Here is a 25541-nt window from a genome sequence, read left to right as displayed (position 1 = left end):
AGGTTCAACATACTGTTAGTCATTTGTCTTCCACCTGCAGAATGGCCAGGAACGCCTCCTGGGGAATCTCGACGCTGCCGACCTGCTTCATGCGCTTTTTCCCCGCCTTTTGCTTCTCGAGCAGCTTCTTCTTGCGGGTGATGTCGCCGCCATAGCACTTGGCGAGCACGTTCTTGCGCAAGGCCTTGACGTTCTCGCGGGCGATGACCTCTGCGCCGATCGCAGCCTGGATCGCGACGTCGTACATCTGGCGGGGTATCAGCTCGCGCATCTTGGCCGTGATCTCCCGCCCGCGGGCCCGGGCGTTGGCGCGGTGCACGATCAGCGACAACGCATCGACCTTGTCGCCGTTGATCAGCAAGTCCACGCGCACCACATCGGCGCTGCGGTATTCCTTGAACTCATAGTCCATAGACGCATAACCGCGCGAGACCGACTTCAGCCTGTCGAAGAAATCGAGCACGATCTCGGCCAGGGGCATCTCGTACGTCAGGTGCACCTGGCGGCCGTGGTAGGCCATGTTGGTCTGGATGCCGCGCTTGGAGGTGCACAGCGTCATGACCGGCCCCACGTACTCCTGGGGCATGAACAACGTGACCGTCACGATGGGCTCGCGGACCTCGGCGATGCGCCCGACCTCGGGCATCTTCGACGGGCTGTCGACCATCACCACCGAACCGTCGCGCAACACGACCTCATAGACCACCGACGGCGCGGTGGTGATCAGGTCCATGTCGAACTCGCGCTCCAAGCGCTCCTGCACGATTTCCATGTGCAGCAGCCCCAGGAACCCGCAGCGGAAGCCGAAGCCCAGCGCCTGCGACACCTCAGGGTCGTACATGAGGGCGGCGTCGTTCAGCTTGAGCTTTTCGAGCGAATCACGCAGCGCGTCATATTCGCTCGACTCCACTGGGTAGAGGCCGGCGAACACCTGGGGCTTGACCTCCTTGAAGCCGGGCAGCGGCGCGGGTGCAGGCTGGGCGGCATGCGTAATGGTATCGCCCACCTTGGCGTGCTTGAGCTCCTTGATGCCGGCGATCACAAACCCGACCTCCCCGGCCGAGAGCTGCGGCCGCGCCTCGGACTTGGGCGTGAACACCCCCACCTGCTCGCACAAATGGGTCGCGCCAGTGGCCATCAGCAGCAGCTTGTCCTTGGGCTTGACCACGCCGTTGACCACGCGCACCAGCATCACCACGCCGACGTAGTTATCGAACCACGAATCGATGACGAGGGCTTGCAACGGTGCCGTCGCATCCCCTTTCGGGGGAGGAATGCGGGCAACCACGGCCTCGAGGATGTCGTCGATGCCCATGCCGGTCTTGGCACTGGCGGGAATGGCGTCATCGGCGGGGATGCCGATGACCTCCTCGATCTCCTGCTTGGCCCCGTCCGGATCTGCCTGAGGCAGGTCCATCTTGTTCAGGACGGGCACCACTTCCACGCCCAGCTCGATCGCCGTATAGCAGTTCGCCACCGTCTGGGCTTCGACGCCCTGCGAGGCATCGACCACCAGCAAGGCGCCCTCGCACGCCGAGAGCGAACGGCTGACCTCATAGGAAAAATCGACGTGCCCCGGGGTGTCGATCAGGTTCAGGTTGTAAACCTTCCCGTCCCGCGCCTGGTAGCGCAGCGCCGCCGTCTGAGCCTTGATCGTGATGCCGCGCTCGCGCTCGATGTCCATCGAGTCGAGCACCTGGGCCTCCATCTCGCGATCGGACAAGCCGCCGCAGCGATGAATGATGCGGTCGGCAAGCGTCGATTTGCCGTGGTCGATGTGGGCAATGATGGAGAAATTGCGTATGTGCTGCATGCGATCCGAAGTAATGAGCCCACTCCCAGGCGGCCCGGCGCCGCTCCCCCACGGGGGGGCGGCGCGATGAGCCGGCGAAACCCGGCCCCGGCGCCCTCGGGACTTGCAAAAAAAGGGGGCGCAACGCGCCCCTCCTATGGCCGGCCGCGCGGAAAACTCGTCCCGCAGCCGGTGTCATTTGTCGCGACCCGGCATTTTACCGCCGAGCGCGAATGTCTGCCGATTACCTCGCCGGACGGATCGGTACCCATTGCGTCAGATCACCCCGACGGACGAGCACGACGTGGCTCCGGCTGCGGTCCAGCTTGGCCACCAGGGCGTTGAACTGGGCCGCGTTGGTGATCTCGATATTGTCGAGTGCAAGCAACACATCGCCCTGGCGGATGCCGGCGCGGGCGGCCGGACCATCTGCCGCCTCCACCTGCACGCCCCCACGGACGCGCAATTCGCGGCGACGCGCTGCGGAGAGGTCGGACACGATCAGGCCGAGCGCATTGGTTTTCTGGGCTTGCCCCCCCTCTTCGGCCTGGGCGGCGCTCTTCTCGGGCTCCATCTCGCCCACTGTGATGGTCAGCTCGCGCAGGCTGCCGCGCCGCCATACCTGCACGGTCGCCTTGGTGCCCGGCTTGGTTTCGCCAACAGTGCGCGGCAGGTCTGACGAACGCTCGATGGTCTTGCCATTGAATTTCAGGATGACGTCGCCCGGTTCGATGCCGGCCTTCTCAGCCGGGCTGCCCGGCTCGACCATGCCCACGGAGGCACCCGCCGTACGCCCCAGGCCAATGGCGTCCGCGACTTCCTTGCTGACCTCGCCGATCTGCACCCCGATGCGGCCGCGGATGACCCGCCCCGACGTGCGCAATTGTTCTGCCACGCGCATGGCCTGGTCGATGGGAATGGCCAGCGAGATGCCCATGAAACCGCCGCTGCGGGAAATGATCTGGGAGTTGATCCCCACCACCTCTCCACGCATGTTGAGCAGCGGACCGCCCGAATTGCCGGGGTTGACGGCCACGTCGGTCTGGATGAAGGGCAGGTAGTCCCCCGTATCGCGGCCGGTGGCGCTGACGATGCCCGCCGTGACGGTGGAATCCAACCCGAAGGGCGAACCAATCGCGAGCACCCATTCACCCTTGCGCAGCTGATTGGGGTCGCCCGGTTTCAACGCGGTGGTGCCGGTCGCGTCGATCTTGATCAGCGCGACGTCGGTGCGCTCGTCCGAGCCGATCACCTTGGCCTTGAATTCCCGCCGGTCCGTCAATGTGACGTAAATATCGTCCGCGCCGCTGACAACGTGGTGATTGGTCAGGATGTAACCGTCTGACGAGATGAAAAACCCCGACCCCACGCCGCGGGGCACCTCGCGCCCCTCTTCCTCGGGCTGCGCGCGGGGGTTGCGCCCCGGGGGCACGAAATCCGGCCCGAAGAACCAGCGGAACAGCTCATAAGGATCCTGGCCGCCCCCGAACGGACTGCGCACCACTGCGCGGGCCGTGGTGCGGATGTTGACCACCGCAGGCTCGGACTTGGCAACCAAGTCCGTGAAATCCGGCAAGCCGCGGCTCTGGGCCCGGGCCTCCCCCTGTCCCACGAAGAGGGCTGCAGCGGCGCACAGCGCAACGACGACCCTGCACGCCCAACCCCACCCGCGCCGGGAGGTGGCTTCAGGGGCTGCGGGCGTTCTGGAATTCATGTCGTACGGCTGGCGGGCAGCCAAGGAAAAAACTGCTGACATGTAAGCTCCGGGTTAAGAAAACGATGCCGGCCGCATCAGGGCTTGCGCGCAGGCGCCGGCGTATAGCTGACGGAATCGGCGATTTGTTGAATGGTACCCAGGGGGGCCTCGCCGAGTACAGTAATCCAGTAGTCGCCCAATCTGCGCCCGACGACGTGGATGGCGCCGCGCGCGCCCGGGCCGGCCTGGCGCGGGTGCCCTTCACTGTACGGCTCGATGAAAACGGATACCGCCGCCAGGCCGTCCGACAGCATGACCTGCTTGACGTCGGGCTTGCCGCCCATTGAACGCTGGACCTCCAGCATTTTGAGAAAACCGGCTGGCTCTCCCACCTTCCAGCCCAGCTCTGACAATTTGACCGGGTTCAGGTGCGTGCGCACCACCCGCCAACCGTCCGTCTTCCAACGCGGCTTGAGCTGCTTGCGATCGACCTCCGCGCCAATCTGCAACGCGAGGAAAGCGACCTGCTCGACGACCTCGTCTTCGGGGGACAGCGTCTGGGCGCGCAGCAGCAGCCCCGAATCGACGTCCGTGCACAGGCGATACCCGTAGCGGTCGTTGTCCCGGGGGCGCAGCGTAATAACCTGGCAATCGCGGTCGGCCACCCGCTGGGGCTCTGGGTCGACGCTCACTTGGTAATGGGCGGTCAACTGCCGCGCACTGCCTATCATCAGGCCGGGAAAGCGATCACGGGCGGTGCGGGTTTCGATCAGGACGGCCCGCTTTTCAGGCAACAGGCATTGGATTTCGTCGTCTTGGCGGAGGAATTCCAGCGGCTGGCCATCAAGCAGCTCCAGCCGCTCGCGCTCGTTCTTGCCATCGAAGACATGCGTGATGCGCGACGACTGCATGGAGGAGCCCTGCTGGTACGCGAACACCCCCGCATAGTCGAGCTCGCGCGCCGACGTTTGGATGCGTTGCAACAACTCGATATCGTCGACCAGCACCGCAGGGGGCGCGACCTGCGCTTGCGCCGCAACGGGGAGCAAGCACATCGCGGCGAACATCAGGAAACGAATGGGCGTCCCAACGACCGAACGACTGACCTCCGACACGCGACCTTCCTTCAACGTTGTCCTACGGGAGAATCGACCGTGGTGGCAGAAACCTGGCGAATGGCGCCGCGACCGGCGATTTGCCTATGGGCGTCGAGATACTCGCCCAGCACGACGTCCACCTGGGGATCGACGCTGCGCGGACGCGCTTGCGCCGCTACCGGAACCACCGCAGGCGCAGCCACCGGCTGCGTGCTGGCGGAAAATTCGACCGGAACGCCCTGCCCGCCGAAATAGGGTTGGGCGATCCAGGTGACCGAGGCGACGGCCGCAGCCGCCGCCAGCCCCGGAAAGCCATAGCGGACCATGAACCGGCGGGAGGTCCGCTTGGGCGCGGCAACGATGGCGGGCTCCCGCTCGAGTGCTTCGGCCAAACGGCGATGGAATTGCGCCGAAACGGGCAACGCGAGGTCCGGGGTGCGCACCACGTCGCCGATGAGATGGTAGAGGTCCCAATCGGACTGGCCTTTCGCACTCGCCAAATGCTCCGACAGGCGGGCGGAGCCGGCCGCGAAGGCGGCAGAGTCGGAAACGTCGAGCTCACCGTCCATGTATGCAGACAGCCACTCTTCCACTTGGGCCTGCTGCAGTCCGTCCTGGACACCCGGCGCGGCCGTCGCCGAGACTGAACCGACGGACTCACTCCGATGAGATGTCACCTGCATTTCCATAACCTCCGGGGCTGCCGATAGCCCGGTAACTTGCCATTTTGCCTAAACTTCCTGCCGACCAGCACCCCTTGGGGCTACCACCGCTTGTCTTCCTGGGTGCCCAATAGGGGCCTGAGCCGGGCCGCTATCGCCTCACGCGCCCGGAATATACGGGAGCGTACGGTACCTATGGGGCATCCCATCGACTGCGCGATGTCCTCATAGCTCATTCCTTCGATTTCACGCAACACGATAGCCGTCCGCAGCTCTTCAGGCAGCGCCTCGATTGCCAAATTGACCGTTTCGGCAATTTCGCGCGTCGCCATCATGGATTCTGGCGTGTTGATATCGCTTAGGTTATCGGTTTCGTCGAAAGTTTCACCGTCTTCGTTCTCGTATTCAGACGGTGAGCTGGGGCGCCGCCCCGAAGCCGACAAATGATTCTTCGCCGTGTTGATGGCGATGCGGTACAGCCAGGTATAGAAAGCGCTGTCGCCGCGAAACTGGGGCAGCGCGCGGTATGCCTTGATGAAGGCTTCCTGGGCGACGTCTTCGACCTCGGCCGGGTCGCGAATGAACCGGGAAAGCAAGCGCAAGATCTTCCGTTGATACTTCAGCATCAACAGTTCGAAAGCTTTCTTGTCGCCCCGCTGCACCCGGGAGACCAGCTCGGCATCGACGTCGCGCTCGCTCGTCATGCTGGGTACCCCAGGCGTGGATCGCGGGCCTGCGGCCTCACCAGCAGCCCGTCTTCCCGCTGCTCGGTCCAGGCGGCGGCAATGCGCACGGCACGCCACTCGCCTGCGGAGAGGCTGTCAGGCCAGATCGTGAGGCGGGCAGTGCGCGGCATGCCGGCGCGCCCCGGTGCGGGGGCCAGGCTTCCTTCCAATGTCAGCCACCCCAAGGGCGAGCGCCAGATCCGCTGCAAACGGAAACGCCGCCAGCCCTCGGCATCGGCCAACATCCAATTCCCGCCAGCATCTACGGCTACCGCGCGGTAACCGGGTGCCAAAGACCGGCGTTGCAGTGCATCAAAGACCAGGAACGCAAGCAGCCCGATGGCGGCCGCCGCCATCGAGGCGAGGCCCCCTCCGGCCAGCGCGAAATACGCGGCCAAGGCCGCGGCCAGCCCCGCAGACCCCGCTATGCAGCGTCCCGCCACGCCGGCGCGACGCGAACGCCGGAGATTCGCCAGCATGGCCAAGCCCGAAAACTGCGCCCCGGATACCCTGACGTCACTCAAATCAGACCTTGCGTACGATCATGGTGCCGTTGGTGCCGCCGAACCCGAAGGAATTCGACAGCGCGACATCGATCTTCATTTGCCGCGCCTCGTTGGCGCAGTAATCGAGATCGCATTCGGGATCTTGATTGAAGATATTGATCGTAGGCGGCGCAATTTGGTGATACACCGCGAGCGTCGTGAAAACGGCCTCGATGCCGCCGGCAGCGCCCAGCAAGTGCCCGGTCATGGACTTGGTCGAGCTGACGACCAGCTTCTTGGCATGGTCCCCGAACGCCAGCTTGAGCGCCTCGGTCTCGTTCTTGTCGCCCAGCGGGGTGGACGTGCCGTGGGCATTGACGTACTGGACCTCATCCTTATTGATCCCGCCGTTGCGCAGGGCGTTAACCATCCCGCGGCAAGGCCCTTCGCGGTCCGGGGCGGTGATGTGGTGGGCATCGGAGCTCATGCCGTAGCCGGCAAACTCGCCATAAATGCGCGCGCCGCGCTTCTTGGCATGTTCATACTCCTCGAGCACCAGCACCCCGGCGCCTTCACCGAGCACGAAACCGTCGCGGTCGCGGTCCCAGGGACGCGATGCGGTCTTGGGATCATCGTTGCGGGTGGACAGCGCCCGCATGGCAGCGAACCCCCCGATGCCCAGCGGTGAAACGGTCGATTCCGCACCGCCGGCCACCATGACGTCGGCATCCCCGTACTCGATCAAGCGGGCGGCGTCGCCGATGCTGTGCAGACCGGTCGTGCACGCGGACACCACGGCATAGCTCGGACCTTTCATGCCGAAGCGGATCGAGAGCTGGCCGGAGATCAGGTTGATCAGTGATGCAGGAACGAAATAAGGCGAAATGCGGCGAGCGCCGCGTTGCAGATATTCGGCCTCGGTTTCTTCGATGCGCGGCAAGCCGCCTATGCCTGAACCGATGATGACCCCAATGCGCTCAGCATTGGCCTCGGTGATTTCCAGCCCGCTGTCCTGTATCGCCTGCACGCCGGCAGCAATGCCGTAATGGATGAAGGTATCCATCTGGCGCACTTCTTTGGCGGGGATGTACTGGGTAGCATCGAATCCTTTGACTTCACCAGCGATGTGGCAGTTGAAATCAGTCGGGTCGAAGCGCGTGATGCGGTCGATGCCTGAACGGCCGTTGACGATGTTGTCCCATGCGGAGGCGATGTCATTGCCCACGGGGGAAACGATACCGAGACCGGTGATGACGACGCGTCGCTTCACTGACTACTCCTCAAGTGCGCGCAGAAAAAGCGAATCCGGCAGCTGCCCTCCCGCCGCTTCCGGCAAGGTCGCGCATGGCCGCGCCGAACGTAAAAAATGAAGGCGGCCGATGAGCCGCCTGCGTCATCGCATAGCGACTCTTTACTTCTTGATGTGCGCGCCAACGTAATCGATGGCTTGTTGCACGGTCGTGATCTTCTCTGCTTCTTCGTCGGGAATCTCGGTCTCGAACTCGTCCTCGAGCGCCATCACGAGCTCAACCATATCGAGCGAATCGGCACCGAGGTCGTCGACAAAAGAAGATTCGTTCTTGATCTCGGCTTCGTTGACGCCGAGTTGCTCAGCGACGATCTTCTTCACGCGCTGTTCGATGCTATCCATGGAGATCCTCCAAAAGGGTCTATATCTAAGTGAATTATAGCCAAGCTCGCTTGTCTAAAGCGCCCCAGCCGGACGAATGCATATCGCGGTCGCAATACGCGGAAATCAGTTCATGAACATGCCGCCGTTGACGTGCAACGTGGCGCCGGTAACGTACCCCGCCCCGGGCGAGGCCAGAAAAGCCACGCAGTGAGCGACGTCTTCGGGACTACCGAGGCGGCCCAGCGGAATCTGTCCCAGCAGGGCGCCGGTTTGATCCTCTCCAAGAGCCCGGGTCATGTCGGTGTCGATGAACCCGGGAGCAACGCAGTTGACGGTAATGTTGCGGCTACCCAGTTCCCGAGCCAGAGCACGGGTCATGCCCGCCACGCCCGCCTTGGCCGCCGCATAGTTGGCCTGACCGGCGTTGCCGCTGGCACCGACCACGGACGTCACGTTGATGATGCGGCCCCATTTCGCCTTCATCATCCCCCGCATGACGGCGCGCGACAAGCGGAATACCGCCGTCAGATTGGTGTCGATCACGGCCGACCAATCCTCGTCCTTCATGCGCATCGCGAGTGTATCCCGGGTAATGCCGGCGTTGTTCACCAAAATGTGCGGGCCGCCCTCGGCTTTGCCGATTTGGTCCACCAGCGCATCCACGGCCGCGCCATCATTGACTTGCAGCACCGCGCCGCGGCCCTTGGCCGGATAGGCGGCAAGCGCTTCGGTAATGGCCTCGGCGCCGGCTTGGGTGGTGGCGGTACCGATCACCGTCGCGCCCCGCGCGGCCAGTTCAGCCGCGATTGCCTTGCCTATCCCCCGCGACGCTCCCGTCACCAACGCGACTTTGCCTTGCAATTCCATGGTTTCTTCCTTCTATCCGACTGGCGCGGCCACCCGCTCCGCGCCGGTTCAACCTTTCCTTCCGTTACCTGCGCGATCCCACCCGCGGCCTATGCGCGGGGGCTCGCCCCCAGGCACCGAACGGCGCCCAGGCCTGTCCACCGCCCCGAACCTCGGAAGCCGCGGAACACGAAAAGCGACTCAAGCCCCGCCGGCTACTGCCTCCAAGGCGGCCTTCAGCGACGCCTCGTCGGTGACGGCCAATGCCGTCAACCCGGGCGCGATACGCTTGGTCAATCCGGTCAAGACCTTGCCGGGCCCGCATTCGACGACATGGGTGATGCCCTTGGCCTGCATGGTTTGTATGGTTTCTACCCATCGTACCGGATGCCAGGCCTGCCGCACCAGCGCATCCGAGATCGCCGCAGGCTCCGTGGGCGCGGCCACGTCCACGTTGTTCAGGACCGGGACGCGGGGCGACTGGATATCGATGGCCTCGAGCGCCTTGGCCAAGGTGTCGGCGGCCGGCTGCATGAGGCTGGAGTGAAACGGGGCCGAAACGGGCAGCGGCAACGCGCGCTTGGCGCCGGCCTGCTTGGCGGCTTCGCATGCGCGTTCCACGGCCGCCTTGTGGCCGGCGATCACGACCTGGGCGGGCGCATTGAAATTGACTGCCTCGACCACTTCCGACTGGGCCGACGCGGCGCATACTTCCCGCACTTGGTCGTCGCTCAGGCCGAGGATGGCCGCCATGCCGCCTGCGCCGACCGGCACCGCGGACTGCATGGCATCGGCGCGAATGCGGACGAGACGCACGGCATCCTCGAGTGTCAGCGCACCGGCGGCGACCAGCGCGGCATATTCGCCCAGGCTGTGCCCGGCCACCACCGCCGGGGCCGGTCCGCCCGCTGCCTGCCAGGCGGCATAGGCAGCGACGCCTGCCGTCAACATGACAGGCTGCGTGTGCGTGGTGAGATTGAGTTTTTCCGCGGGGCCGTTGGCCATCAGGCCGGCGAGGTCCTCGCCCAGGGCGGCGCTGGCGCGCGCCACGACATCGGCCACGGCGGCATTGCCGGCGAAGCCGTCGAGCATGCCGACGGATTGCGAACCCTGGCCGGGAAAGACGAATGCGATTTTAGTCATGGGTACCTCTGTTTCCGGGCGCTCACATGCGTGCGAGCACGGCGCCCCAGGTAAATCCGCCGCCCACCCCCTGCAGCATCACCAAGTCCCCCCGCTTGACGCGCCCGTCGCGCCGGGCCACGTCGAGGGCCAGGGGCACGCTCGCCGCCGAGGTATTGGCATGCAGGTCGACAGTCGAGATGACGCGCTCGAGAGGAATGCCGAGGCGCTTGGCGGTGGCATTGAGGATGCGGACATTCGCCTGGTGGGGAATGAGCCAATCCACGTCGGACAGCGGCACGCCTGCCTCGTCGACCACCTCGTGCGCCACGCGCTCCAGCACCGTGACCGCCTGCTTGAAGACCGCCTGCCCTTCCATGCGCAGGAAGGGATCGCCCGTCACCTCACCATAGGCGACGTTGCCGGCAGCGCAAAGAATCTTGGTCTGCGAACCGTCGGCATGCAGCTTGGCCGCCATCACGCCGGGCTCGGGCGAAGCCTGGAGCACCACGGCGCCGGCGCCATCGCCGAACAGCACGCAAGTAGAACGGTCATTCCAGTCGAGAATGCGGGAGAACACCTCCGCGCCGATGACCAGAGCGGTACGGGCGCGCCCTGCACGCACAAAGCTGTCGGCGGTGGTCAGCGCATAGATGAAGCCCGTGCACACGGCCTGGACGTCAAATGCCGCGGCACGCGAAGCTCCAAGCTGGGCCTGGATCAGACAAGCCGTGCTGGGAAACACGAAATCCGGCGTGGAGGTGGCCACCACGATCAGGTCGAGGTCGGCGGCCTCGATGCCCGCGTCGGCAAGCGCGCGCCGAGCAGCCTGCACGCCCAGCTCACTGGAAGTCACCCCGCGCGCCGCGATATGGCGCTGGCGAATTCCGGTCCGCTCGACGATCCAGGCATCCGAGGTTTGGATTCCGCGTTGAGCGAGCTCGGCGGCGAGTTCATCATTGCTGACCACGCGTTCGGGCAGGCAACTGCCGGATCCGATGATTCTCGACCAAACCGCAGTAGTGGGATTGCCCGACGGACGCGTCACTGTTGCACTCATGCACTTTCTCCATGCGAGGCCGGCGCTATGCCGGCCTCCTGCTGGGTTCCGCCGGCCGGCATGCTCGTCATCTGCGCAATGGTCTGCGACGTCCTGGCGAGCAGACCGCTTTCGACAGCGTCGTAAGCGTCCTGCAACGCCCACTCAAACGCATAGGTATCGGCTGAACCATGGCTCTTGATGACGACGCCGCGCAACCCTAGCAGCGCCGCCCCGTTGTAGCGGCGAGGATCCACGCGCTGGCGGAAACGATTCAACACCGGCGTGGCGATGGCGCCCATCAACAACGTGAACAGGTTTCTCTTGAATTCTTCTTTGATGAAGACGCCCAGCATCTTGGCCAGGCCTTCCGTGGACTTGAGTACGATGTTACCAACAAAGCCGTCGCAGACGACGACGTCCACCGTACCCTTGAAGATGTCGTTGCCTTCGACGTTGCCGTAAAAGTTCAACGGACTGCTGCGCAGCAGCTCCGCCGCCTGCTTGACGACGTCGTTGCCCTTGATGGCCTCTTCGCCAATATTGAGCAACCCGACGGAAGGCCGCTCCTGGTGCCCCACGCTCGACACCAGCGCAGACCCCATCATGGCGAACTGCAGCAGGTGATCCGCCGTGCAATCGACGTTGGCCCCCAGGTCGAGGATGACGGTCATGCCTCCCAATTGATTGGGAATGGCTTTGGCGATGGCGGGACGATCGATGCCGTCGAGCGTCTTCAGTACATAGCGCGAGATTGCCATCCATGCGCCCGTATTGCCGGCAGACACGCACGCGTCGGCTTTCCCGTCGCGAACGAGCTCGGCCGCAACGCGCATGGAGGAATCCTTCTTCCGGCGCAGTGCGACCTCGACCTTGTCGTCCATGGTGACGACTTCCGAGGCGGGCACGATGCGCAGCCGCTCGCGCTGTGCGGCGGACGCATGGGCGCGAGCCAAGCCTGCCTCGATCTGGTCGGCCAAGCCGACCAGCAGCAATTCGGTGCCGGGATGGCGGGCAGCAAACGTCAGGGCAGCGGGAATCGTCACAGGAAGGCCGAAATCGCCCCCCATGCAATCGATCGCGATACGGATCATAGCCATGGACGCAGAGACGCCCATCCGCGACCGCGACGATCGCCCGAACCGCTACAGACGAGTGCTGCATCAGTCATCGGCAAATCGCTCGGCGGGACAGACAAGACCGGAGAAAAGGTTCCGCAAGTGCCCAGGGGTGGAATGCCGACCCATCGGCGCCCGCATTCCACCACTGAGTGACGACCCCAGCGCAAGCGACTGCCCAGGGTCGGCCTGTATCACTCGTCGTTCTTGGTCTTGAGGACTTTGCGACCGCGATAAATGCCGTTGGGACTGATGTGGTGGCGCAGGTGCGTTTCGCCCGTGGTGGGCTCCACCGCAATGGGAGGATTGGTAAGGAAATCGTGGGCGCGATGCATACCACGCTTGGAGGGCGACTTCTTGTTTTGCTGAACGGCCATGTGACTAGACTCCTAGGAACGGCGCGCATTGTAAGCCAGAAGCCTACGCGTAACCGCCGCGAGTTCTGAAACCTGCTTTTTCAATTGAATGACGGCGGCCTGCGCAGGCTTGCCCGAAACGCCGTCCAAAAACCCTAATTACTACGAACGCGCTTGCATCAAGCACGCATTCGCCCGCATCGCGCTTGCCCGCCCAACAACCCGGAGGACACGCCCGCTGCGACTATACACAAAAAAAATGTCGCTTATTTGCCGACATCTCCCGACCGAGCCTTCAGCTCGGCCAGCACCGCAAACGGCGAGGGCCGCTTCTCCGGCTCCTCGCCGGATTTGCCGCCCTCGGCGGGGCACACGTCGTGCCGAGGCACATAAGGGACGCTCAAGATCAATTCATCCTCGACCTGCTCGAGCAGGTCGAACTTGCGCGACCCCAGCACCTTTTCGAAATCCCGCTCCGTCCCGATTTCTTCCAAATCGGACTCGTCGAAGACATCGGGAGCGTCGAGCTCAGCCTCGCTCTCGACCAACTGCAATGCCACCTGGGACGCAATAGGCATCGCCAGGGGCCCGAGGCACCGCTGGCATTGCAGGGTGAGTACCGTTTCAACGCCGAGCCGGATCAACGGCTCGCCGAGCGGGCCGCGATCGGCCGCCGCCGACCAGTGCACCTGCGCCGCGGGATCCTGCTCGGGAAACCCCTCGAGAAGGCGCACGAATCGAACCAGGGGAGCACGACCCTCGACCTTGCGGCCGAGCCTGACGAACTCGAACGCGTCGATATGGCGCACCGCGCCGGCTTCGCTGACGTCTTTCACGACATGCTTCCCGGAATGAATTCCGCTACGCTCCCCGAACCACAACCATCCACCTCAAAGCGCGCCAACCCCAAAAAAACACTGGGCCGAAAGCTCAAAAGGAAACCGACCGGATTAACCAGCCCCTCTCTCGCGCCGGAAAGTCGCGCAAGCGCCAAAAGGAAAAGGTAGCTCGGGAAAACAGTGGATAATAGCGCGAAAATTCAAAAACAGTCAAACAAGTCAATCACTTACCCCGTCCTGCTGCTTTCATGTCCGAACACCCAACCGGCCTGCGGCCGCTGATCCTCGCTTCTACCTCACCCTATCGGCGCGAGCTGCTCGAGCGCTTGCGCCTGCCGTTCGCCGTGGTGGCACCTGGCGTCGACGAAACGCCGCAACCCGGCGAAGCGCCGGCCGCGCTGGCCCTGCGCCTTGCCAAGTCCAAGGCGCGCGCGGTCGGGCGGCTCCACCCCGGCGCGCTGGTGATCGGGTCGGACCAAGTCGCCACACTGGGAGAAGGCGTAATCGGCAAACCGGGCGATTTCGATCGCGCGCTGGCGCAACTGCGCGCCATGCGCGGCAACACGGTGACTTTTTACACCGCCGTGGCCGTCGACGATGGCGAGCGCGTCGAATGCGCCACCGTCGAGACCCGCTGCAGGCTGCGCGATGTCCCCGACCGCGCCCTGCGCGCCTATCTCGCGGCCGAACGGCCCTTCGATACGGCCGGCAGCGCCAAGGCCGAATCGCTCGGCATTGCGCTCATGGAACGCATTGAAAGCGACGACCCCACCGCGCTGATCGGACTGCCCTTGATCGCCCTGACACGGCTGCTGGCCGGATTCGGCCTTGACCCCCTCGACGCGCTGGAGGCGCCGCGCGCATGAACGCACCTGCACCAGGCACTCTGCATCTCATCCCTGTCTCCCTGGGCGACGCGCCTCCTGAGCGCTGGCTGCCGGCCGAGGCGCGCACGCTCGCTGGACAATTGGACACCTACATCGCCGAAAACGCGAAAACCGCCCGCGCATTCCTGAAAGCCATCGGCACCGTGCGGCCCATACAGGAAATCACGATTCACACGCTCGATGCGAAGACCGACGAGCGTGACATAGCGGCCTGGCTCAAGCCTGTCGCCGCGGGCGGACGAATCGGACTGGTTTCCGAGGCCGGCTGCCCGGCCGTCGCCGACCCCGGCGCCCGCGTCGCGCGGGCGGCGCACGAAATGGGCATCCGCGTCCAGCCTTGGGTCGGCCCATCATCCCTTTTGCTCGGCCTCATGGCCAGCGGCCTCGACGGCCAGCGCTTCGCGTTCCATGGCTACGCGCCGGTGGACGCCGCCGAGCGAGCGCGCCAGCTACGCGATTGGGAGCAGGCATCGGCCCGGTACAACCAAACGCAGATGCTGATCGAGACGCCTTATCGAAACGCCGCCATGCATGCCGCGCTACTGGCCACCCTGCGACCCACGACGCTGCTGTGCGTGGCCCGCTCTCTGACCACGGATAGAGAGTGGATCAAGACACTCAGCATCGCCGATTGGAAACGGCAGCCGGCGCCCCAGCTCGACAAGCAGCCGACGTTGTTCCTCTTTCTCGCAAGGAAATGATGCACTTGCGCGTACATCCCGCAACGCGCGGAAAAGCCAAGGCCGGCCCCGGTCACCGCCAGTGCCAGAGGCGGCTCAATCCGGTCTTGGCCAGCCCGGCACCAAAGGCCACGCCTACGCGCTTGGCAACGCGTTCGGCGAAGTTCTCGCGTACCGTGTAATCCACGACGGCATCAGCCTTGATGACGTCGCGGGCGACGCTGTCCACCGTGCCCAGCTCGTCGGCCAGGCCAAGCTCGACGCTCTTGGCGCCCGTCCAGATCAAGCCGGTGAACATGTCTGGCGTCTCATGCAGGCGTTCGCCCCGACCTTCGCGCACGGCGGCGACGAACTGCTTGTATATCTCATCCACGAGCGCCTGCGCGTGAGCCTGCTGGGCAGGATTGCGCGGCGAAAACGGATCCAGGAGCGCCTTGTTTTCGCCGGACACCACCAGCCGCCGCTCGACGCCGAGCTTCTCCATCAGGCCGGTAAAGCCAAAACCTTCCATGATCACGCCGATCGAGCCGACAACGCTGGCCTGGTTGACGAAGATCTTGTCTGCGGCCGCGGCAACGTAATAGCCGCCCGATGCGCAGATTTCCTCGACCACCGCATAGACCGGCTTGTCGGGATACTGGCGGCGCAGCCGCCGGATTTCGTCATAAATCATGCCCGCCTGCACCGGGCTACCTCCGGGACTGTTGATGCGCAGCACGACGCCCTTGACCGCGTCCTCGTCGAACGCGGCTTGGAGCGCGGCATTGATCTTTTCCGCGCTGGCCTCGCCCCCGGCGTCGATGACGCCTTCGACGTCGATCAAGGCCGTGTGCGGACCCGGCGCGGAGCCCGATCCGCCGAAAAGTACCCCACTCACGCTGAGCACGATCATGGCCACGATGGCCAACATGACGAGCCGAAAGAAGATGGTCCAGCGGCGTTTCGCCCGCTGCTCCTTGAGTGACGCGAAGACCAGTTTCTCCAGCACTTCTCGCTCCCATTCGCCCGGAACGCGTGACACGGAGTCGGTCGGCTGAGCGGGACGGACATCGTCGGACATGGAAAACACTCGCTATAGGGTATGAATGAATTTGGGCGGGGATGGAGGTTGCATAGGATAGGGCAACTCTGCCCCCGGCGGCGCCTATCTCGCCAGCGCTGCGACGCGGCCTGACAGCCATGCGTCGAGCTCGCGCACGCTGCCTACCAGGGCCTGGGGACCGCAGCTAGCGAGCTCCTCGCGGGCATGGGCCCCATAGGTGACGCCAACGCCATGGATGCCCGCATTGCGCGCCATGTGAAGGTCATGCGATGTGTCCCCCACCATGACCGCACCGGCGGGATCCACGTCCAATTCGCGCATGATTTCCAACAACATGGCCGGATGCGGCTTGGAAAAGGTTTCGTCGGCGCAGCGGGTGGTATCGAAATAATGGCCTATGCCGGTGGCTTTCAGCGCGCGGTCCAACCCTGCCCGGCTCTTGCCGGTCGCCACGGCGAGCCGGGCCCCCCGTTCAGCCAGGGACGCCAGCACCTGTTCCGCCCCGTCAAACAGTTTTAGTTGCGGGTCGCGGGTCAGGTAATGAAAGCGGTAGCGCGCGACGAAATCGGGCACCTGCGACTGCTGCAGGGTGGGCACGGCCGCCAGCAGGGCATCCTGCAGGCTCAGGCCGATTACCCACGCAGCCGCCTCGTCAGGCGGCGCGGGAAGCCCCAGGTCACGGCAGGCGGCCTGGATCGCGGCAATGATGGTCGGTGTCGAATCCATCAAAGTGCCATCCCAATCGAACACGATGAGCGAGTAGCCCTCGGCGGGTCGGGTCATGGGTTTTCCAGTTGCTGTAGGAATTTGATGCAATCTTCCGGCAGGGCCGCCTCGAATTCCAGAGGCTCCCCGGTCAACGGATGAGGCAGGCGCAAGGAATGCGCGTGCAGGAACATCCGGCGGAAGCCCCGCTGGACGGCATCCGCGGTCGCGAGTTCGTCGCCGTACTTGTCATCCCCGACGATGGGAAAGCCGCAGCTGGACAAATGTACCCGGATTTGGTGCGTCCGGCCGGTCTTGAGTTCGGCGTCAAGCAGCGAATAGGCGCCGTACCTGCGCTTGAGCGTAAAAATGGTATGGGCGGGCTGCCCCGCCGGGTCTACCTTCACCCGCCGCTCCCCTGACTGGGTAGACCACTTGGTGAGGGGCTTGCGCACGTGCTGCCGCTCATTGACCCAGTCTCCCGCCACCAGCGCCAGGTAATGCTTGTTCCACCTTCCCTCCCTGAGGGATTGGTGCAGGCCGACCAACGCGCTGCGCTTCTTGGCCACCAGCAGCAGGCCTGAGGTGTCTCGGTCCAGGCGGTGCACCAGCTCCAGGAAGCGGGCCTGGGGACGCGCGCGCCGCAGCTGTTCGATGACGCCGAAATCCACGCCGCTTCCGCCATGCACGGCAACGCCGGCGGGCTTGTCGATCGCCAGCAGGGCATCGTCTTCATAAACGGTGGGAAATTCCGTGGGCGGCACGAAACGCACGGGCGCCTCCGGAATGCGAAACGGCGGCACGCGGATCACGTCGCCCACGGCAATCCGGTAATCGACCGCCACCCGCCCCCGGTTGACGCGCACCTCGCCCCCGCGTATGGCCTTGTAAAGGTGGCTTTTCGGCACGCCTTTGCACAAGCGCAGCAGGTAATTGTCGAGCCGCTGGCCGTCGTGCGCTTCGTCTACCTCCACTAGCCGCACCGAGGGGGCCGGAGGCGTTTCCGAAGGCGGGGCCGGGCGGGATCTACCGGCAGAGAATTTCGCTTTGCGCAACAATGGGAGCGACATATAATCCTGAAGCCTGATGGAATCAGGCGGGTTGGAGCACAGGGTTGACGCACACGTTGACCGCATGTCCCTAGTCCGCACTTCCGGCGTCGAGACGCGCTTGTCGCGGCGTTTCCGCCTGACGTGCGTGAGACCTTTCCGAAACCCGGCCGCGGTGCCCGTGTAGCTGCGGCATGCCGCCGACGTCTCGCGGTTGGCCGTGCAGCCTTGGCAGCACCGCCGGGTCTGGACAGGTCGCAAGGTGTGCCGGAATTGTACCCGTCCCGCCCGCCGGATTCTTCCGGGTCGTCATGGTCGCCCGCTCGTCGCACCGCAATGGCATCCAGAACTGGAGCCAGCCAAGCAACGACGGATATGCGCCCGCGAACGCTAGTAAGAAGAGAAACCGTCGTCGTATACGCAAAGGCTCGCCCATGAGGCGTGCCTGTCTGGCTCGCACAAACCGTGAACAACCCTGATTTCGATCCCGCAATCGTCCATCGTCCCCACCGCAGGCTGCGGTTCCAGGGCAATGGCTGCGGCATCCACGGTGCCTGCGCTCTTTCCCGACCTCGCGCACACCCGCCCAGCCGGTCATCGTGACCTGAATCGGCGTGGTGCGGCACTTCGCGCACCGGTTCTCTCCACTCGCTCCGCGAATCGCGCATCTTCCTGACGGCCCGAGGCTGCGCGCCGGTTTTTCGGCGCGACACGACCACGGAGAACTTCGTACATGAAGCGCATGCTGTTTAACGCAACGCACCAGGAAGAACTGCGCGTTGCCATCGTCGATGGGCAAAAGCTCATCGACCTCGACATCGAAACCGCCGGACGCGAACAACGCAAAGGCAACATTTACAAAGGCGTCGTCACCCGCATCGAACCCAGCTTGGAAGCCTGCTTCGTCAACTACGGCGAAGAGCGCCACGGCTTTCTCCCCTTCAAGGAAATCGCCCGCAGCTACTTCAAGGAGGGGGTGGACGTACGTAGCGCCCGCATCCAGGACGTCTTGCACGAAGGCCAGGAGCTAATCGTCCAGGTCGAAAAGGAGGAACGCGGCAACAAAGGCGCCGCCCTGACCACCTTCATTTCGCTCGCCGGCCGCTATCTGGTGCTGATGCCCAACAACCCGCGCGGGGGCGGCGTCTCCCGCCGCGTCGAAGGCGAAGACCGGCAGGAACTGCGCGAAACCATGGAGCAGCTCCAGGTTCCGCCGGGCATGAGCATCATCGCGCGTACGGCCGGCATCGGCCGTACCGTGGAAGAGCTGCAATGGGACCTCTCCTACCTGATGCAGCTGTGGACGGCCATCGACAACGCCGCCCGGGAGAACGCCGGCCCGATCCTGATCTACCTCGAATCCAGCCTGGTCATCCGGGCCATTCGCGACTATTTCTCGCCCGATATCGGCGAAATCCTCATCGATACCGACGATATCGCCGACCAGGCCTGCGCGTTCATGAGCGTGGTCATGCCGGACAACGTCCAGCGCGTGAAACGCTACCGCGACGACGTGCCGCTGTTCTCGCGCTTCCAGATCGAGCACCAGATCGAGACGGCCTACGCCCGCACGGTGCCCCTGCCCTCGGGCGGGGCGGTCGTCATCGACCACACCGAAGCGTTGGTCGCGGTGGACGTCAACTCGGCCCGCGCCACCAAGGGCAGCGACATCGAAGAAACCGCGCTGCGCACCAACCTGGAAGCGGCCGACGAAGTGGCTCGCCAGCTCCGCCTGCGTGACCTGGGCGGCCTGATCGTCATCGACTTCATCGACATGGAGGACAGCAAGAACCAGCGCGCCGTGGAGCAGCGGCTGCGCGAAGCCCTCCATTTCGACCGCGCCCGCGTGCAAATGGGCAAGATCTCCCGCTTCGGCCTGATGGAGCTGTCGCGCCAGCGGCTGCGCCCCGCGCTGAACGAGGGGTCCCACATCACCTGCCCGCGCTGCAACGGCACCGGCGTCATCCGCGATACCGAGTCCAGCGCCCTCCAGGTGCTGCGCCTGATCCAGGAAGAAGCCATGAAGGAGAACACCGCTGCCGTGCACGCCCAAGTGCCAGTGGAGGTGGCCACCTTCCTGCTGAACGAAAAGCGCACCGACATCGCCAAGATGGAAGCGCGCCTGAAGGTCAATATCATCCTGATCCCGAACAAGCACCTCGATACGCCGCATCACCGCATCGAGCGCCTGCGCCACGACGATCCGCGCCTGGAGAGCACCAAGGCCAGCTTCGAGCTTGCCGAGGCCCCCGAGACCAACCTCGCCTACTCGGCCCAGGAGCACGAGGTCAAACCCCGCCCCGAGGCCATCGTCAAGGGCATCACGCCCGCGCAGCCGGCGCCGGTTTCTTCTTCCACCGACGGCGCCAACGGCCGTGGGAAACAAGCTGCGCAGGCCGAAACGCAGAACGGTGGATTCTCCCGGTTCATCTCGCGCCTCATGGGTTGGTTCAAGGGCCAGCCCGAACCCGCCGAAACCGACGCCCGCCCGCGCAAGGAAGGAGCGCGCGAGGATCGCGACCCCCGCAACCGGCGCCGCCATGCGCAAGGCAACCGCCGTCGCGACAACCGCGAGCCGCGCGCCGATGAGCGCGAACGCCAAGACGGCGACGAGATGCGCAAAGACACCCGCCCCGCTCGCCGCGAAGGTCGACGCGACGACCGTCCACGTGCCGCCAAACAAGAAGACGCGCTGCGTAGCGCACCCGCCCCGGTAGAAGACTCCGAACAATCGTCCGGCGAAACCCGCGGCCGCAACCGCCGCCGCAGGGGCGGACGCCGTGAGGAACTTCCCGTCGAGGAAGCCGTCGGCGCCGTGACCGCCGCCGCAACGACGATGGCTCCGGCAGCGGCCGCCGTACCTGCGCCAGAAGCGCCTGCCGAGGAACCCCAGACGCTGGCCGCAGCCGAGGCGCAAGCCGAGGTCACCCAGCATGAGGGGGAAACCCAGGCCGTCGTTGCGGAAGGCGCCCAGGAAGGTGAACCCGAGCGCAAACGCCGCCGTCGCCGCGGTCGCCGCGGCCGCCGCCAGGGCGAAGCCGGCGTCGCATTGGCCGACGATGCTTCCGTGCAGGACGACGAGGCCACGGGCAACGACGAAGCCGTGCAACAGGAGGCTGCCGCTGTCCCGCCCCAGCCCCCTGCCGTCGTCTCCGAGCCCATCGTCGTCGCAGCCGAGGAGCTGCCGGTAGATGCGCCCGTGCCCGTGGTGGCCGAGGTCGTCCAGCCCCCGGCGCAACCGGCGGAAACGCCCGAACCCGCCGGTGAGCCGGGCCTGGAAGCCACTCCGGCTCCGGTCGAGGTGGACGAAGCACCCGTCATTGCGGCCTTCGCGTCGGTGGAAGCCGAAACGCCGGCCGAGCTGGCCCAGGCCCAAGGGGAGGAGGCGCCCGCCCAGGCCGACGCTGCGGCGGTCGACGCCGCGGTGGCCGACGTGCCCCCGGCTCCCGAGCCCGAGCGCGAACCCGAGCCGGCTCCCGCCATGGACGAAGCCAACGCCAAGGCCGAGCAGGCGGCGTCCATTCTCGATACGCCGACACAGATCGTTGTGTCGCAGCCGGACGCCGACCCCTCCCGGGACGAGCTGCTGCGCGTCATCGAACAAGCCGGCATGCAGTGGGTCGAAACCGATAGCGCCAAGCTGGCGGCCGCCCGCCATTCCATGCAGGAATCGACGATCCGGCTGGGCCGCGAACCCCGCGTTCGGCCGCCCGTCGTGAGCGAAGCGCTGATCCAGGTCGAAACCCGCCCCGAACTGCGCACCTGACGTGGGGCAGTAAAAAAGAATGCCGCACGCATGGCGTGCGGCATTTTTTCGTCTAGCGCCTGCAAATGCCGGTTGTCGTTCCCTAGCGCCGCGCCGGCGACTCGGCCGGCTTCACGCCCCCCGAACGGCAAAGGGGCCTGCGCCCCAGCCCGCCGCCCCCAATACTGCTGCGGGATCAGAAACGGCGCAGGAAATCGGCGGCCTCGTCGCTCGCCATGGGCGGCGAGCACAAAAACCCCTGCCACGCGTCACATCCCAGGGCCTTGAGGGCCTCGAGCTGCTGTGCGGTTTCCACGCCTTCGGCGATGGTCCGGATGTCGACGCTCTGGCAAAACTGTATGACCGTCCGCAGCATTTCCTTGTCGTAAACGTTGTGCAGCATGCCGGCGACGAACTGCCGGTCGAGCTTGACTGCGGTAAACGGTGCCACGCGCAGCCGAAGGAAATTCGAATAGCCGCTGCCGAAGTCGTCAAGGCTGAACCGGACGCCCATCTCGTGGATGCGGCGGGTAATGTCGATTGCGGCGTCGTGATCGGCGATCTCCCCGGACTCTGTCAGCTCGATTTCCAGGCGCCCCGGCTCGACGTCGTATTCCCTGAGAACGGCCGAGACGACATCCGGCAGATCGCTGCGCAATTGCTCGGCGCTTAGGTTGACGGCCACCTGCGAGCAGAAAACCCCTTCCTCCTGCCAGCGGGCAAGCTGTTCACAAGCCCGGCGAAGCACCCACGCCCCCAGCACCGTGCTGAGTCCTGCCGCCTCGACCTCGGGCACGAAATCGTTCGGCATGACCAGCTCGCCCCTGCGGTTCCAGCGCAGTAGGGCCTCCATCCCCCTCAGCCGGCCGGTGCCGGTTTCGAGCTGGGGTTGATAGAAAAGTTCGAACTCGCCGCGATCCAGGCCTTGCATGACCTCCGTTACCAAGGAATCTTCGCGGCTGACCAGCTTGCCGTCGAAGTCGTCCGGGGCGTCACTCCAGCATACCCAGCGCGCCCGCGTGCGCAATGCATATCGGGCCGCCTGCTGGGCGCGCAACAGCACGCTGGAAGACTGGGGAAGATCGCTGGGCAACATCACGATGCCGAACGCCGCCATCGCCCCCCCACGGCTCGCACCCAGGATTTGCAAGAGCGACGAGCGCTGGAACAGGCGTTGGGCAGCGCCGATGGCACCCGACCTGTCGTTGACATCCCGCAACACGATGACCAGGCTGGTGGCGTCCAGGACGCAAAGCAGGTCGTCCTGCCGGATGAAATGGCGGATCCTGCCCAGGATCTCGTTGCGCACCGGCGGCGCAGCGTTGCTGGGGAGGGCCAAGGCCAGCACGGCGGCTCGCCGGCGGTCGGCGATGAGCGCGTCCAGCTCGCGAAGCAAAGTCGCCCGTTTGCCGACGGTGGCAAGCTCTCGGGATGTGTCGGCAGGCTTGAGCCCTCTAGGCGTCGGCGGCATAGACATCAGTGAAACAGGCAATCACCAGGCTAGTTCCTATCGTGAATCTCGTTCTCCGGCCCATAGCCTGCACGCTACGGAGGGGTCGGTATGAAATCATCGCATAGGCGCGAGCATCGCAAAAGGATGGGCGATGGCTAATAGTCAAGCGTTCCGAACAAGGCTGTCTCGTTTGTACCGAATTTACGAGTTAGTGTTTACCAACATCCAAAATGCTTCCAATTGCGACATAATTGCGCCGCGACCAAGAATCAACTCCATTCGCCCCTTCCGTTACAATGTTAACAATTGTAGATGCAGGCATGGTCGCTTTCGAGTTCTGCACTATTTTTCACCCCAAAGCGGGGAAAAGCATGGTGGACCAGACAATTCTCGAGTACCTCGGCGACCGGCAAGCATCCAGGCAATGGAAAGGATTCCTCACAGCGCTGGTTCAGGAATTCGCCAGCCAGCTCTCCGAATCCGACCTCCGCGCACTGATGCATCGGGTGGGCCGTCGATTCGCCGGCCAGTCGGCGCTGGAAGCCTGCCGCACCGTGGACGACCTCCAGTTCGCGATGAGCAAGGTATGGATGGCGAACGATTGGGGGTGGGTCACGGTAGAAGAAGAGGCCGATTCGTTGCGCCTCAACCACAATTGTTCCCCGCTCCGCGCTGCCTTCGGGCAGCATGCATCGTCATGGGCGCCCGCCTTTCTCGAGGGAGCCTATCAGCAATGGTTTGAGCAGCTCGGATCGGGAGAGCATCTCACCGTCAGGCAAACCTCCGAGCTGGACGTTCTGGGCTGCGTGGAATTCCGGCTCGGCCGGTAATACCGTGAGCCGCTGGCGGGCGGTGACGGTCGATAGGAAGAAAACGATGAAACAGTCCGACGATATCGCCAACCTCTTCAAGCAATTCGGAGGAAAGGCCGAGCAATATCACGAGATCGGCCGCTCCAACGAGGCCCGCCAGTCTCGCGAGCGTTGGCCGCTTTTGTCTTCCATCGATGCCGAACGTGCGGCCGAACGGCGTCCTCCGGTCGGAACGACCCAGCGCAGCGCGCCGCCTGAACCGGCGCGCCCGGAACCATCGGCCGGAGCCCTTTCCGTGTTCCGCACGTCCGGCACCAGCGGGCGCATCGAACCGCGCCTTTCGGCCCCGGTACCGGCGGCCGCGCCTGTTTCGACTGCTACGGCTCCCGCTCCGGCGGCCCCGGATCCTGTCGCGCCGACCGTAGAAAAAACGCCCAAGGCAGAATTCATCCCGCCACGGCCGGGTTCGCTGCGCGGACGGCCCCTGCCGCCGGCCTTTGCCCGCCCCTCGGGCGCCGCCACGACGACAGCTGCCGGCGCTCCTCCTGCGCCGACCGAAACCCCGACCGCCGCGGCCACACCTCCCGTGGCGGAAGCCGGCGGCACGGAGCTGCAGGCGCTCTTCGCGCGCCTGGGCCGGCCGGCGGCTACCGGAACCGACAACAACAAGAGCGCCTCGCTTCTCCAGAGGTTGAACCGATTGTGAAAATCATCGCCGTTTTCTCCGCCAAGGGGGGGGTCGGCAAGACCACAGTAACGGCCAACCTGAGCACTGCCCTGTCCCAAGAAGGGCACAAGGTCCTGGCCCTGGATCTCGACCCACAGAACGCACTGCACCTGCATTTTGGCGGCGACCCCCAGCGCATCGAGGGCATTTCGCGCGCCACGCTGGCCGGAGACGACTGGCGCAACGCCGGCATCCTCAGCCCTGCCGGCGTTGCGGTCATGCCTTACGGCGCGGTCAACGAGCAAGATCGACGCGCCTTCGAAAGCCTCCTGGAAAACCAGCCGGGGTGGTTGCTCGAACGGCTGGCGGCACTGAACCTGGGCGAAGATGATCTCGTCGTCGTCGACACGCCGCCGGGGCCGTCGGTCTACATGCAAACGGCGCTCACGGCCGCAAACCTGGCGATCGCCGTCATGTTGCCGGACGCGGCCTCCTACGCCACCTTGCCCATGATGGAGAACCTGGTCCAGACTTACTGCACCCCCAGGCCGGACTTCCTCGGCCTCGGGTTCGTCCTGAACCAGGTGGACAACTCGCGGCTGTTGGCGCGCGACGTTTCGCAAGTCATGCGTACCGACTTCGGCGAACGCATCGTCGGATCCATCCATCACGACCAATCCGTTTGCGAAGCGCTGGCTTTCAATCAAAGCGTGCTCGAATACGACCCGCGCTGCCAGGCGACGCAAGACTATTTGGCCTGCGCGCGCAGCATTGCCGAGGCCTTGACGACTTTCAGGCCCTCCCCGTGACAGACGCCCCCCAACCTCCCCGGAAGACGCTCTCCGAGACACTCGATCGTTGGAGTGACCGCGTCACGCAATGGCGAGTCTGGCGACACCCCGTCGCCCGGCTTGCGATCGTGATCCTGGGCGCCTTGCTCTTCGCCCTCGCCGTCACGGTTCCGTTGGAACTCGAGCAGCAGCTCGTTTTCGCAGCCGTCTGTTTCGCGCTCGCGCTCATATTGAATACCGCCACCGGGCGGCTCGCGACCTTGGCGATGATCGTGTTGTCGGTCACCGCCTCGCTCCGGT

Annotated in this window: 24 protein-coding genes and 1 pseudogene; 7 read left to right on the top strand and 18 right to left on the bottom strand. The window is 64.8% G+C overall.

Translation table 11 applies throughout. The features are described 5' to 3' along the window. Positions 1-19: 19 nt before the first annotated feature. From lepA to Q0319_RS04895, 14 genes are all read right to left on the bottom strand, one after another. Positions 20-1813: a translation elongation factor 4 gene (gene lepA, locus Q0319_RS04960; RefSeq protein ID WP_299451338.1), complete on the bottom strand. Its 1794-nt coding sequence runs from the start codon at positions 1811-1813 to the stop codon at positions 20-22. 223 nt (positions 1814-2036) lie between these two features. After that, on the bottom strand, positions 2037-3548 hold the full coding sequence (locus Q0319_RS04955; RefSeq protein ID WP_299451337.1) for a DegQ family serine endoprotease: 1512 nt from the start codon (positions 3546-3548) through the stop codon (positions 2037-2039). A gap of 35 nt (positions 3549-3583) precedes the next feature. Next, entirely contained in the window at positions 3584-4603 is a 1020-nt protein-coding gene (locus Q0319_RS04950) for a MucB/RseB C-terminal domain-containing protein (RefSeq protein WP_296471097.1), read from the bottom strand. 11 nt (positions 4604-4614) lie between these two features. Further along, on the bottom strand, positions 4615-5193 hold the full coding sequence (locus Q0319_RS04945) for a sigma-E factor negative regulatory protein (RefSeq protein WP_299451380.1): 579 nt from the start codon (positions 5191-5193) through the stop codon (positions 4615-4617). A 155-nt stretch (positions 5194-5348) separates the two neighbouring features. Further along, a complete protein-coding gene (rpoE, locus tag Q0319_RS04940) occupies positions 5349-5951 on the bottom strand; it encodes an RNA polymerase sigma factor RpoE (RefSeq protein WP_296471094.1) in 603 nt (200 codons plus the stop codon). Then, positions 5948-6451, bottom strand: a complete 504-nt coding sequence (locus tag Q0319_RS04935) for a hypothetical protein (RefSeq protein WP_299451336.1) — start codon at positions 6449-6451, stop codon at positions 5948-5950. Before Q0319_RS04935 ends, rpoE begins: the two co-directional genes overlap by 4 nt. Before the next feature lie 46 nt (positions 6452-6497). Then, a complete protein-coding gene (fabF, locus tag Q0319_RS04930; RefSeq protein WP_299451335.1) occupies positions 6498-7727 on the bottom strand; it encodes a beta-ketoacyl-ACP synthase II in 1230 nt (409 codons plus the stop codon). A 141-nt stretch (positions 7728-7868) separates the two neighbouring features. Further along, positions 7869-8108, bottom strand: a complete 240-nt coding sequence (gene acpP, locus Q0319_RS04925; RefSeq protein WP_087779058.1) for an acyl carrier protein — start codon at positions 8106-8108, stop codon at positions 7869-7871. Between the two features lie 105 nt (positions 8109-8213). Then, positions 8214-8957 carry a 3-oxoacyl-ACP reductase FabG gene (fabG, locus tag Q0319_RS04920; RefSeq protein WP_299451334.1) on the bottom strand — a complete coding sequence of 248 codons (744 nt, stop codon included), beginning with the start codon at positions 8955-8957 and terminating at the stop codon, positions 8214-8216. Between the two features lie 180 nt (positions 8958-9137). Further along, positions 9138-10079 carry an ACP S-malonyltransferase gene (gene fabD / locus Q0319_RS04915; RefSeq protein ID WP_296471350.1) on the bottom strand — a complete coding sequence of 314 codons (942 nt, stop codon included), beginning with the start codon at positions 10077-10079 and terminating at the stop codon, positions 9138-9140. A gap of 22 nt (positions 10080-10101) precedes the next feature. Further along, positions 10102-11118 carry a beta-ketoacyl-ACP synthase III gene (locus Q0319_RS04910; protein ID WP_299451333.1) on the bottom strand — a complete coding sequence of 339 codons (1017 nt, stop codon included), beginning with the start codon at positions 11116-11118 and terminating at the stop codon, positions 10102-10104. Then, positions 11115-12191 carry a phosphate acyltransferase PlsX gene (gene plsX, locus Q0319_RS04905; RefSeq protein ID WP_299451379.1) on the bottom strand — a complete coding sequence of 359 codons (1077 nt, stop codon included), beginning with the start codon at positions 12189-12191 and terminating at the stop codon, positions 11115-11117. Before plsX ends, Q0319_RS04910 begins: the two co-directional genes overlap by 4 nt. Positions 12192-12409: 218 nt before the next feature. Beyond that, positions 12410-12592, bottom strand: coding sequence for a 50S ribosomal protein L32 (gene rpmF, locus Q0319_RS04900; RefSeq protein ID WP_296471142.1), 183 nt, complete (start codon positions 12590-12592; stop codon positions 12410-12412). Between the two features lie 245 nt (positions 12593-12837). Further along, the gene (locus Q0319_RS04895; protein ID WP_299451332.1) at positions 12838-13407 is read right to left on the bottom strand and encodes a DUF177 domain-containing protein; all 570 of its coding nucleotides are present in this window, start codon (positions 13405-13407) and stop codon (positions 12838-12840) included. A gap of 251 nt (positions 13408-13658) precedes the next feature. On the opposite strand from Q0319_RS04895, the gene Q0319_RS04890 reads away from it, so the two are divergent. After that, the gene (locus Q0319_RS04890) at positions 13659-14276 is read left to right on the top strand and encodes a Maf family nucleotide pyrophosphatase (protein ID WP_299451331.1); all 618 of its coding nucleotides are present in this window, start codon (positions 13659-13661) and stop codon (positions 14274-14276) included. Next, positions 14273-14998 carry an SAM-dependent methyltransferase gene (locus tag Q0319_RS04885; protein ID WP_299451330.1) on the top strand — a complete coding sequence of 242 codons (726 nt, stop codon included), beginning with the start codon at positions 14273-14275 and terminating at the stop codon, positions 14996-14998. The genes Q0319_RS04890 and Q0319_RS04885 overlap by 4 nt, the downstream gene beginning before the upstream one ends. 52 nt (positions 14999-15050) lie before the next feature. Here the strand turns inward: Q0319_RS04885 and sppA are convergent, their stop codons facing one another. The 3 genes from sppA to Q0319_RS04870 all read right to left on the bottom strand — a co-directional run bounded on the left by sppA (position 15051) and on the right by Q0319_RS04870 (position 17794). After that, complete coding sequence (sppA, locus tag Q0319_RS04880) at positions 15051-16037, bottom strand: signal peptide peptidase SppA (RefSeq protein ID WP_296470375.1); 987 nt, start codon at positions 16035-16037, stop codon at positions 15051-15053. Between the two features lie 84 nt (positions 16038-16121). After that, complete coding sequence (locus tag Q0319_RS04875) at positions 16122-16802, bottom strand: HAD-IA family hydrolase (RefSeq protein ID WP_299451329.1); 681 nt, start codon at positions 16800-16802, stop codon at positions 16122-16124. Further along, positions 16799-17794: an RluA family pseudouridine synthase gene (locus Q0319_RS04870; protein WP_299451328.1), complete on the bottom strand. Its 996-nt coding sequence runs from the start codon at positions 17792-17794 to the stop codon at positions 16799-16801. Before Q0319_RS04870 ends, Q0319_RS04875 begins: the two co-directional genes overlap by 4 nt. 712 nt (positions 17795-18506) lie before the next feature. Between Q0319_RS04870 and Q0319_RS04865 the strand changes: the two genes are divergently transcribed. Continuing rightward, entirely contained in the window at positions 18507-21539 is a 3033-nt protein-coding gene (locus Q0319_RS04865; RefSeq protein WP_299451327.1) for an Rne/Rng family ribonuclease, read from the top strand. Positions 21540-21714: 175 nt separating this feature from the next. Here the strand turns inward: Q0319_RS04865 and Q0319_RS04860 are convergent, their stop codons facing one another. Beyond that, on the bottom strand, positions 21715-22995 hold the full coding sequence (locus Q0319_RS04860; protein ID WP_296468299.1) for a GGDEF domain-containing phosphodiesterase: 1281 nt from the start codon (positions 22993-22995) through the stop codon (positions 21715-21717). A 347-nt stretch (positions 22996-23342) separates the two neighbouring features. Here Q0319_RS04860 and bcsD point away from each other — a divergent pair, with 347 nt between their 5' ends. The 4 genes and pseudogenes from bcsD to Q0319_RS04840 form a co-directional block, all read left to right on the top strand. Next, positions 23343-23801, top strand: coding sequence for a cellulose biosynthesis protein BcsD (gene bcsD, locus Q0319_RS04855; protein WP_299451323.1), 459 nt, complete (start codon positions 23343-23345; stop codon positions 23799-23801). 46 nt (positions 23802-23847) lie between these two features. Continuing rightward, the gene (gene bcsP, locus Q0319_RS04850) at positions 23848-24489 is read left to right on the top strand and encodes a cellulose biosynthesis protein BcsP (RefSeq protein ID WP_299451320.1); all 642 of its coding nucleotides are present in this window, start codon (positions 23848-23850) and stop codon (positions 24487-24489) included. After that, complete coding sequence (gene bcsQ, locus Q0319_RS04845) at positions 24486-25259, top strand: cellulose biosynthesis protein BcsQ (RefSeq protein ID WP_299451318.1); 774 nt, start codon at positions 24486-24488, stop codon at positions 25257-25259. The genes bcsP and bcsQ overlap by 4 nt, the downstream gene beginning before the upstream one ends. Beyond that, positions 25256-25541, top strand: a pseudogene (locus Q0319_RS04840) (UDP-forming cellulose synthase catalytic subunit); the annotation flags it as partial. The gene bcsQ and the pseudogene Q0319_RS04840, both read left to right, overlap by 4 nt.

The sequence above is a fragment of the uncultured Pigmentiphaga sp. genome (assembly GCF_937950555.1).
In the GTDB taxonomy this organism is placed as follows: Bacteria; Pseudomonadota; Gammaproteobacteria; order Burkholderiales; family Burkholderiaceae_B; genus Pigmentiphaga.
The sequence above is the reverse complement of the archived record's forward strand: the minus strand, read 5'-3'. Positions and strand labels throughout refer to the sequence as shown.

Bases quoted from the DNA above. Each gene is read 5' to 3' on its own strand.
- Q0319_RS04955 (WP_299451337.1), bottom strand. From the start codon at position 3,548: ATGTCAGCAGTTTTTTCCTTGGCTGCCCGCCAGCCGTACGACATGAAT.
- Q0319_RS04935 (WP_299451336.1), bottom strand. From the start codon at position 6,451: ATGCTGGCGAATCTCCGGCGTTCGCGTCGCGCCGGCGTGGCGGGACGC.
- bcsD (WP_299451323.1), top strand. From the start codon at position 23,343: ATGGTGGACCAGACAATTCTCGAGTACCTCGGCGACCGGCAAGCATCC.
- sppA (WP_296470375.1), bottom strand. From the start codon at position 16,037: ATGTCCGACGATGTCCGTCCCGCTCAGCCGACCGACTCCGTGTCACGC.
- bcsP (WP_299451320.1), top strand. From the start codon at position 23,848: ATGAAACAGTCCGACGATATCGCCAACCTCTTCAAGCAATTCGGAGGA.
- fabG (WP_299451334.1), bottom strand. From the start codon at position 8,957: ATGGAATTGCAAGGCAAAGTCGCGTTGGTGACGGGAGCGTCGCGGGGG.
- Q0319_RS04865 (WP_299451327.1), top strand. From the start codon at position 18,507: ATGAAGCGCATGCTGTTTAACGCAACGCACCAGGAAGAACTGCGCGTT.
- Q0319_RS04875 (WP_299451329.1), bottom strand. From the start codon at position 16,802: ATGACCCGACCCGCCGAGGGCTACTCGCTCATCGTGTTCGATTGGGAT.
- plsX (WP_299451379.1), bottom strand. From the start codon at position 12,191: ATGATCCGTATCGCGATCGATTGCATGGGGGGCGATTTCGGCCTTCCT.
- Q0319_RS04860 (WP_296468299.1), bottom strand. From the start codon at position 22,995: ATGTCTATGCCGCCGACGCCTAGAGGGCTCAAGCCTGCCGACACATCC.
- Q0319_RS04910 (WP_299451333.1), bottom strand. From the start codon at position 11,118: ATGAGTGCAACAGTGACGCGTCCGTCGGGCAATCCCACTACTGCGGTT.
- Q0319_RS04890 (WP_299451331.1), top strand. From the start codon at position 13,659: ATGTCCGAACACCCAACCGGCCTGCGGCCGCTGATCCTCGCTTCTACC.
- acpP (WP_087779058.1), bottom strand. From the start codon at position 8,108: ATGGATAGCATCGAACAGCGCGTGAAGAAGATCGTCGCTGAGCAACTC.
- rpoE (WP_296471094.1), bottom strand. From the start codon at position 5,951: ATGACGAGCGAGCGCGACGTCGATGCCGAGCTGGTCTCCCGGGTGCAG.
- Q0319_RS04885 (WP_299451330.1), top strand. From the start codon at position 14,273: ATGAACGCACCTGCACCAGGCACTCTGCATCTCATCCCTGTCTCCCTG.
- lepA (WP_299451338.1), bottom strand. From the start codon at position 1,813: ATGCAGCACATACGCAATTTCTCCATCATTGCCCACATCGACCACGGC.
- fabD (WP_296471350.1), bottom strand. From the start codon at position 10,079: ATGACTAAAATCGCATTCGTCTTTCCCGGCCAGGGTTCGCAATCCGTC.
- rpmF (WP_296471142.1), bottom strand. From the start codon at position 12,592: ATGGCCGTTCAGCAAAACAAGAAGTCGCCCTCCAAGCGTGGTATGCAT.
- Q0319_RS04870 (WP_299451328.1), bottom strand. From the start codon at position 17,794: ATGTCGCTCCCATTGTTGCGCAAAGCGAAATTCTCTGCCGGTAGATCC.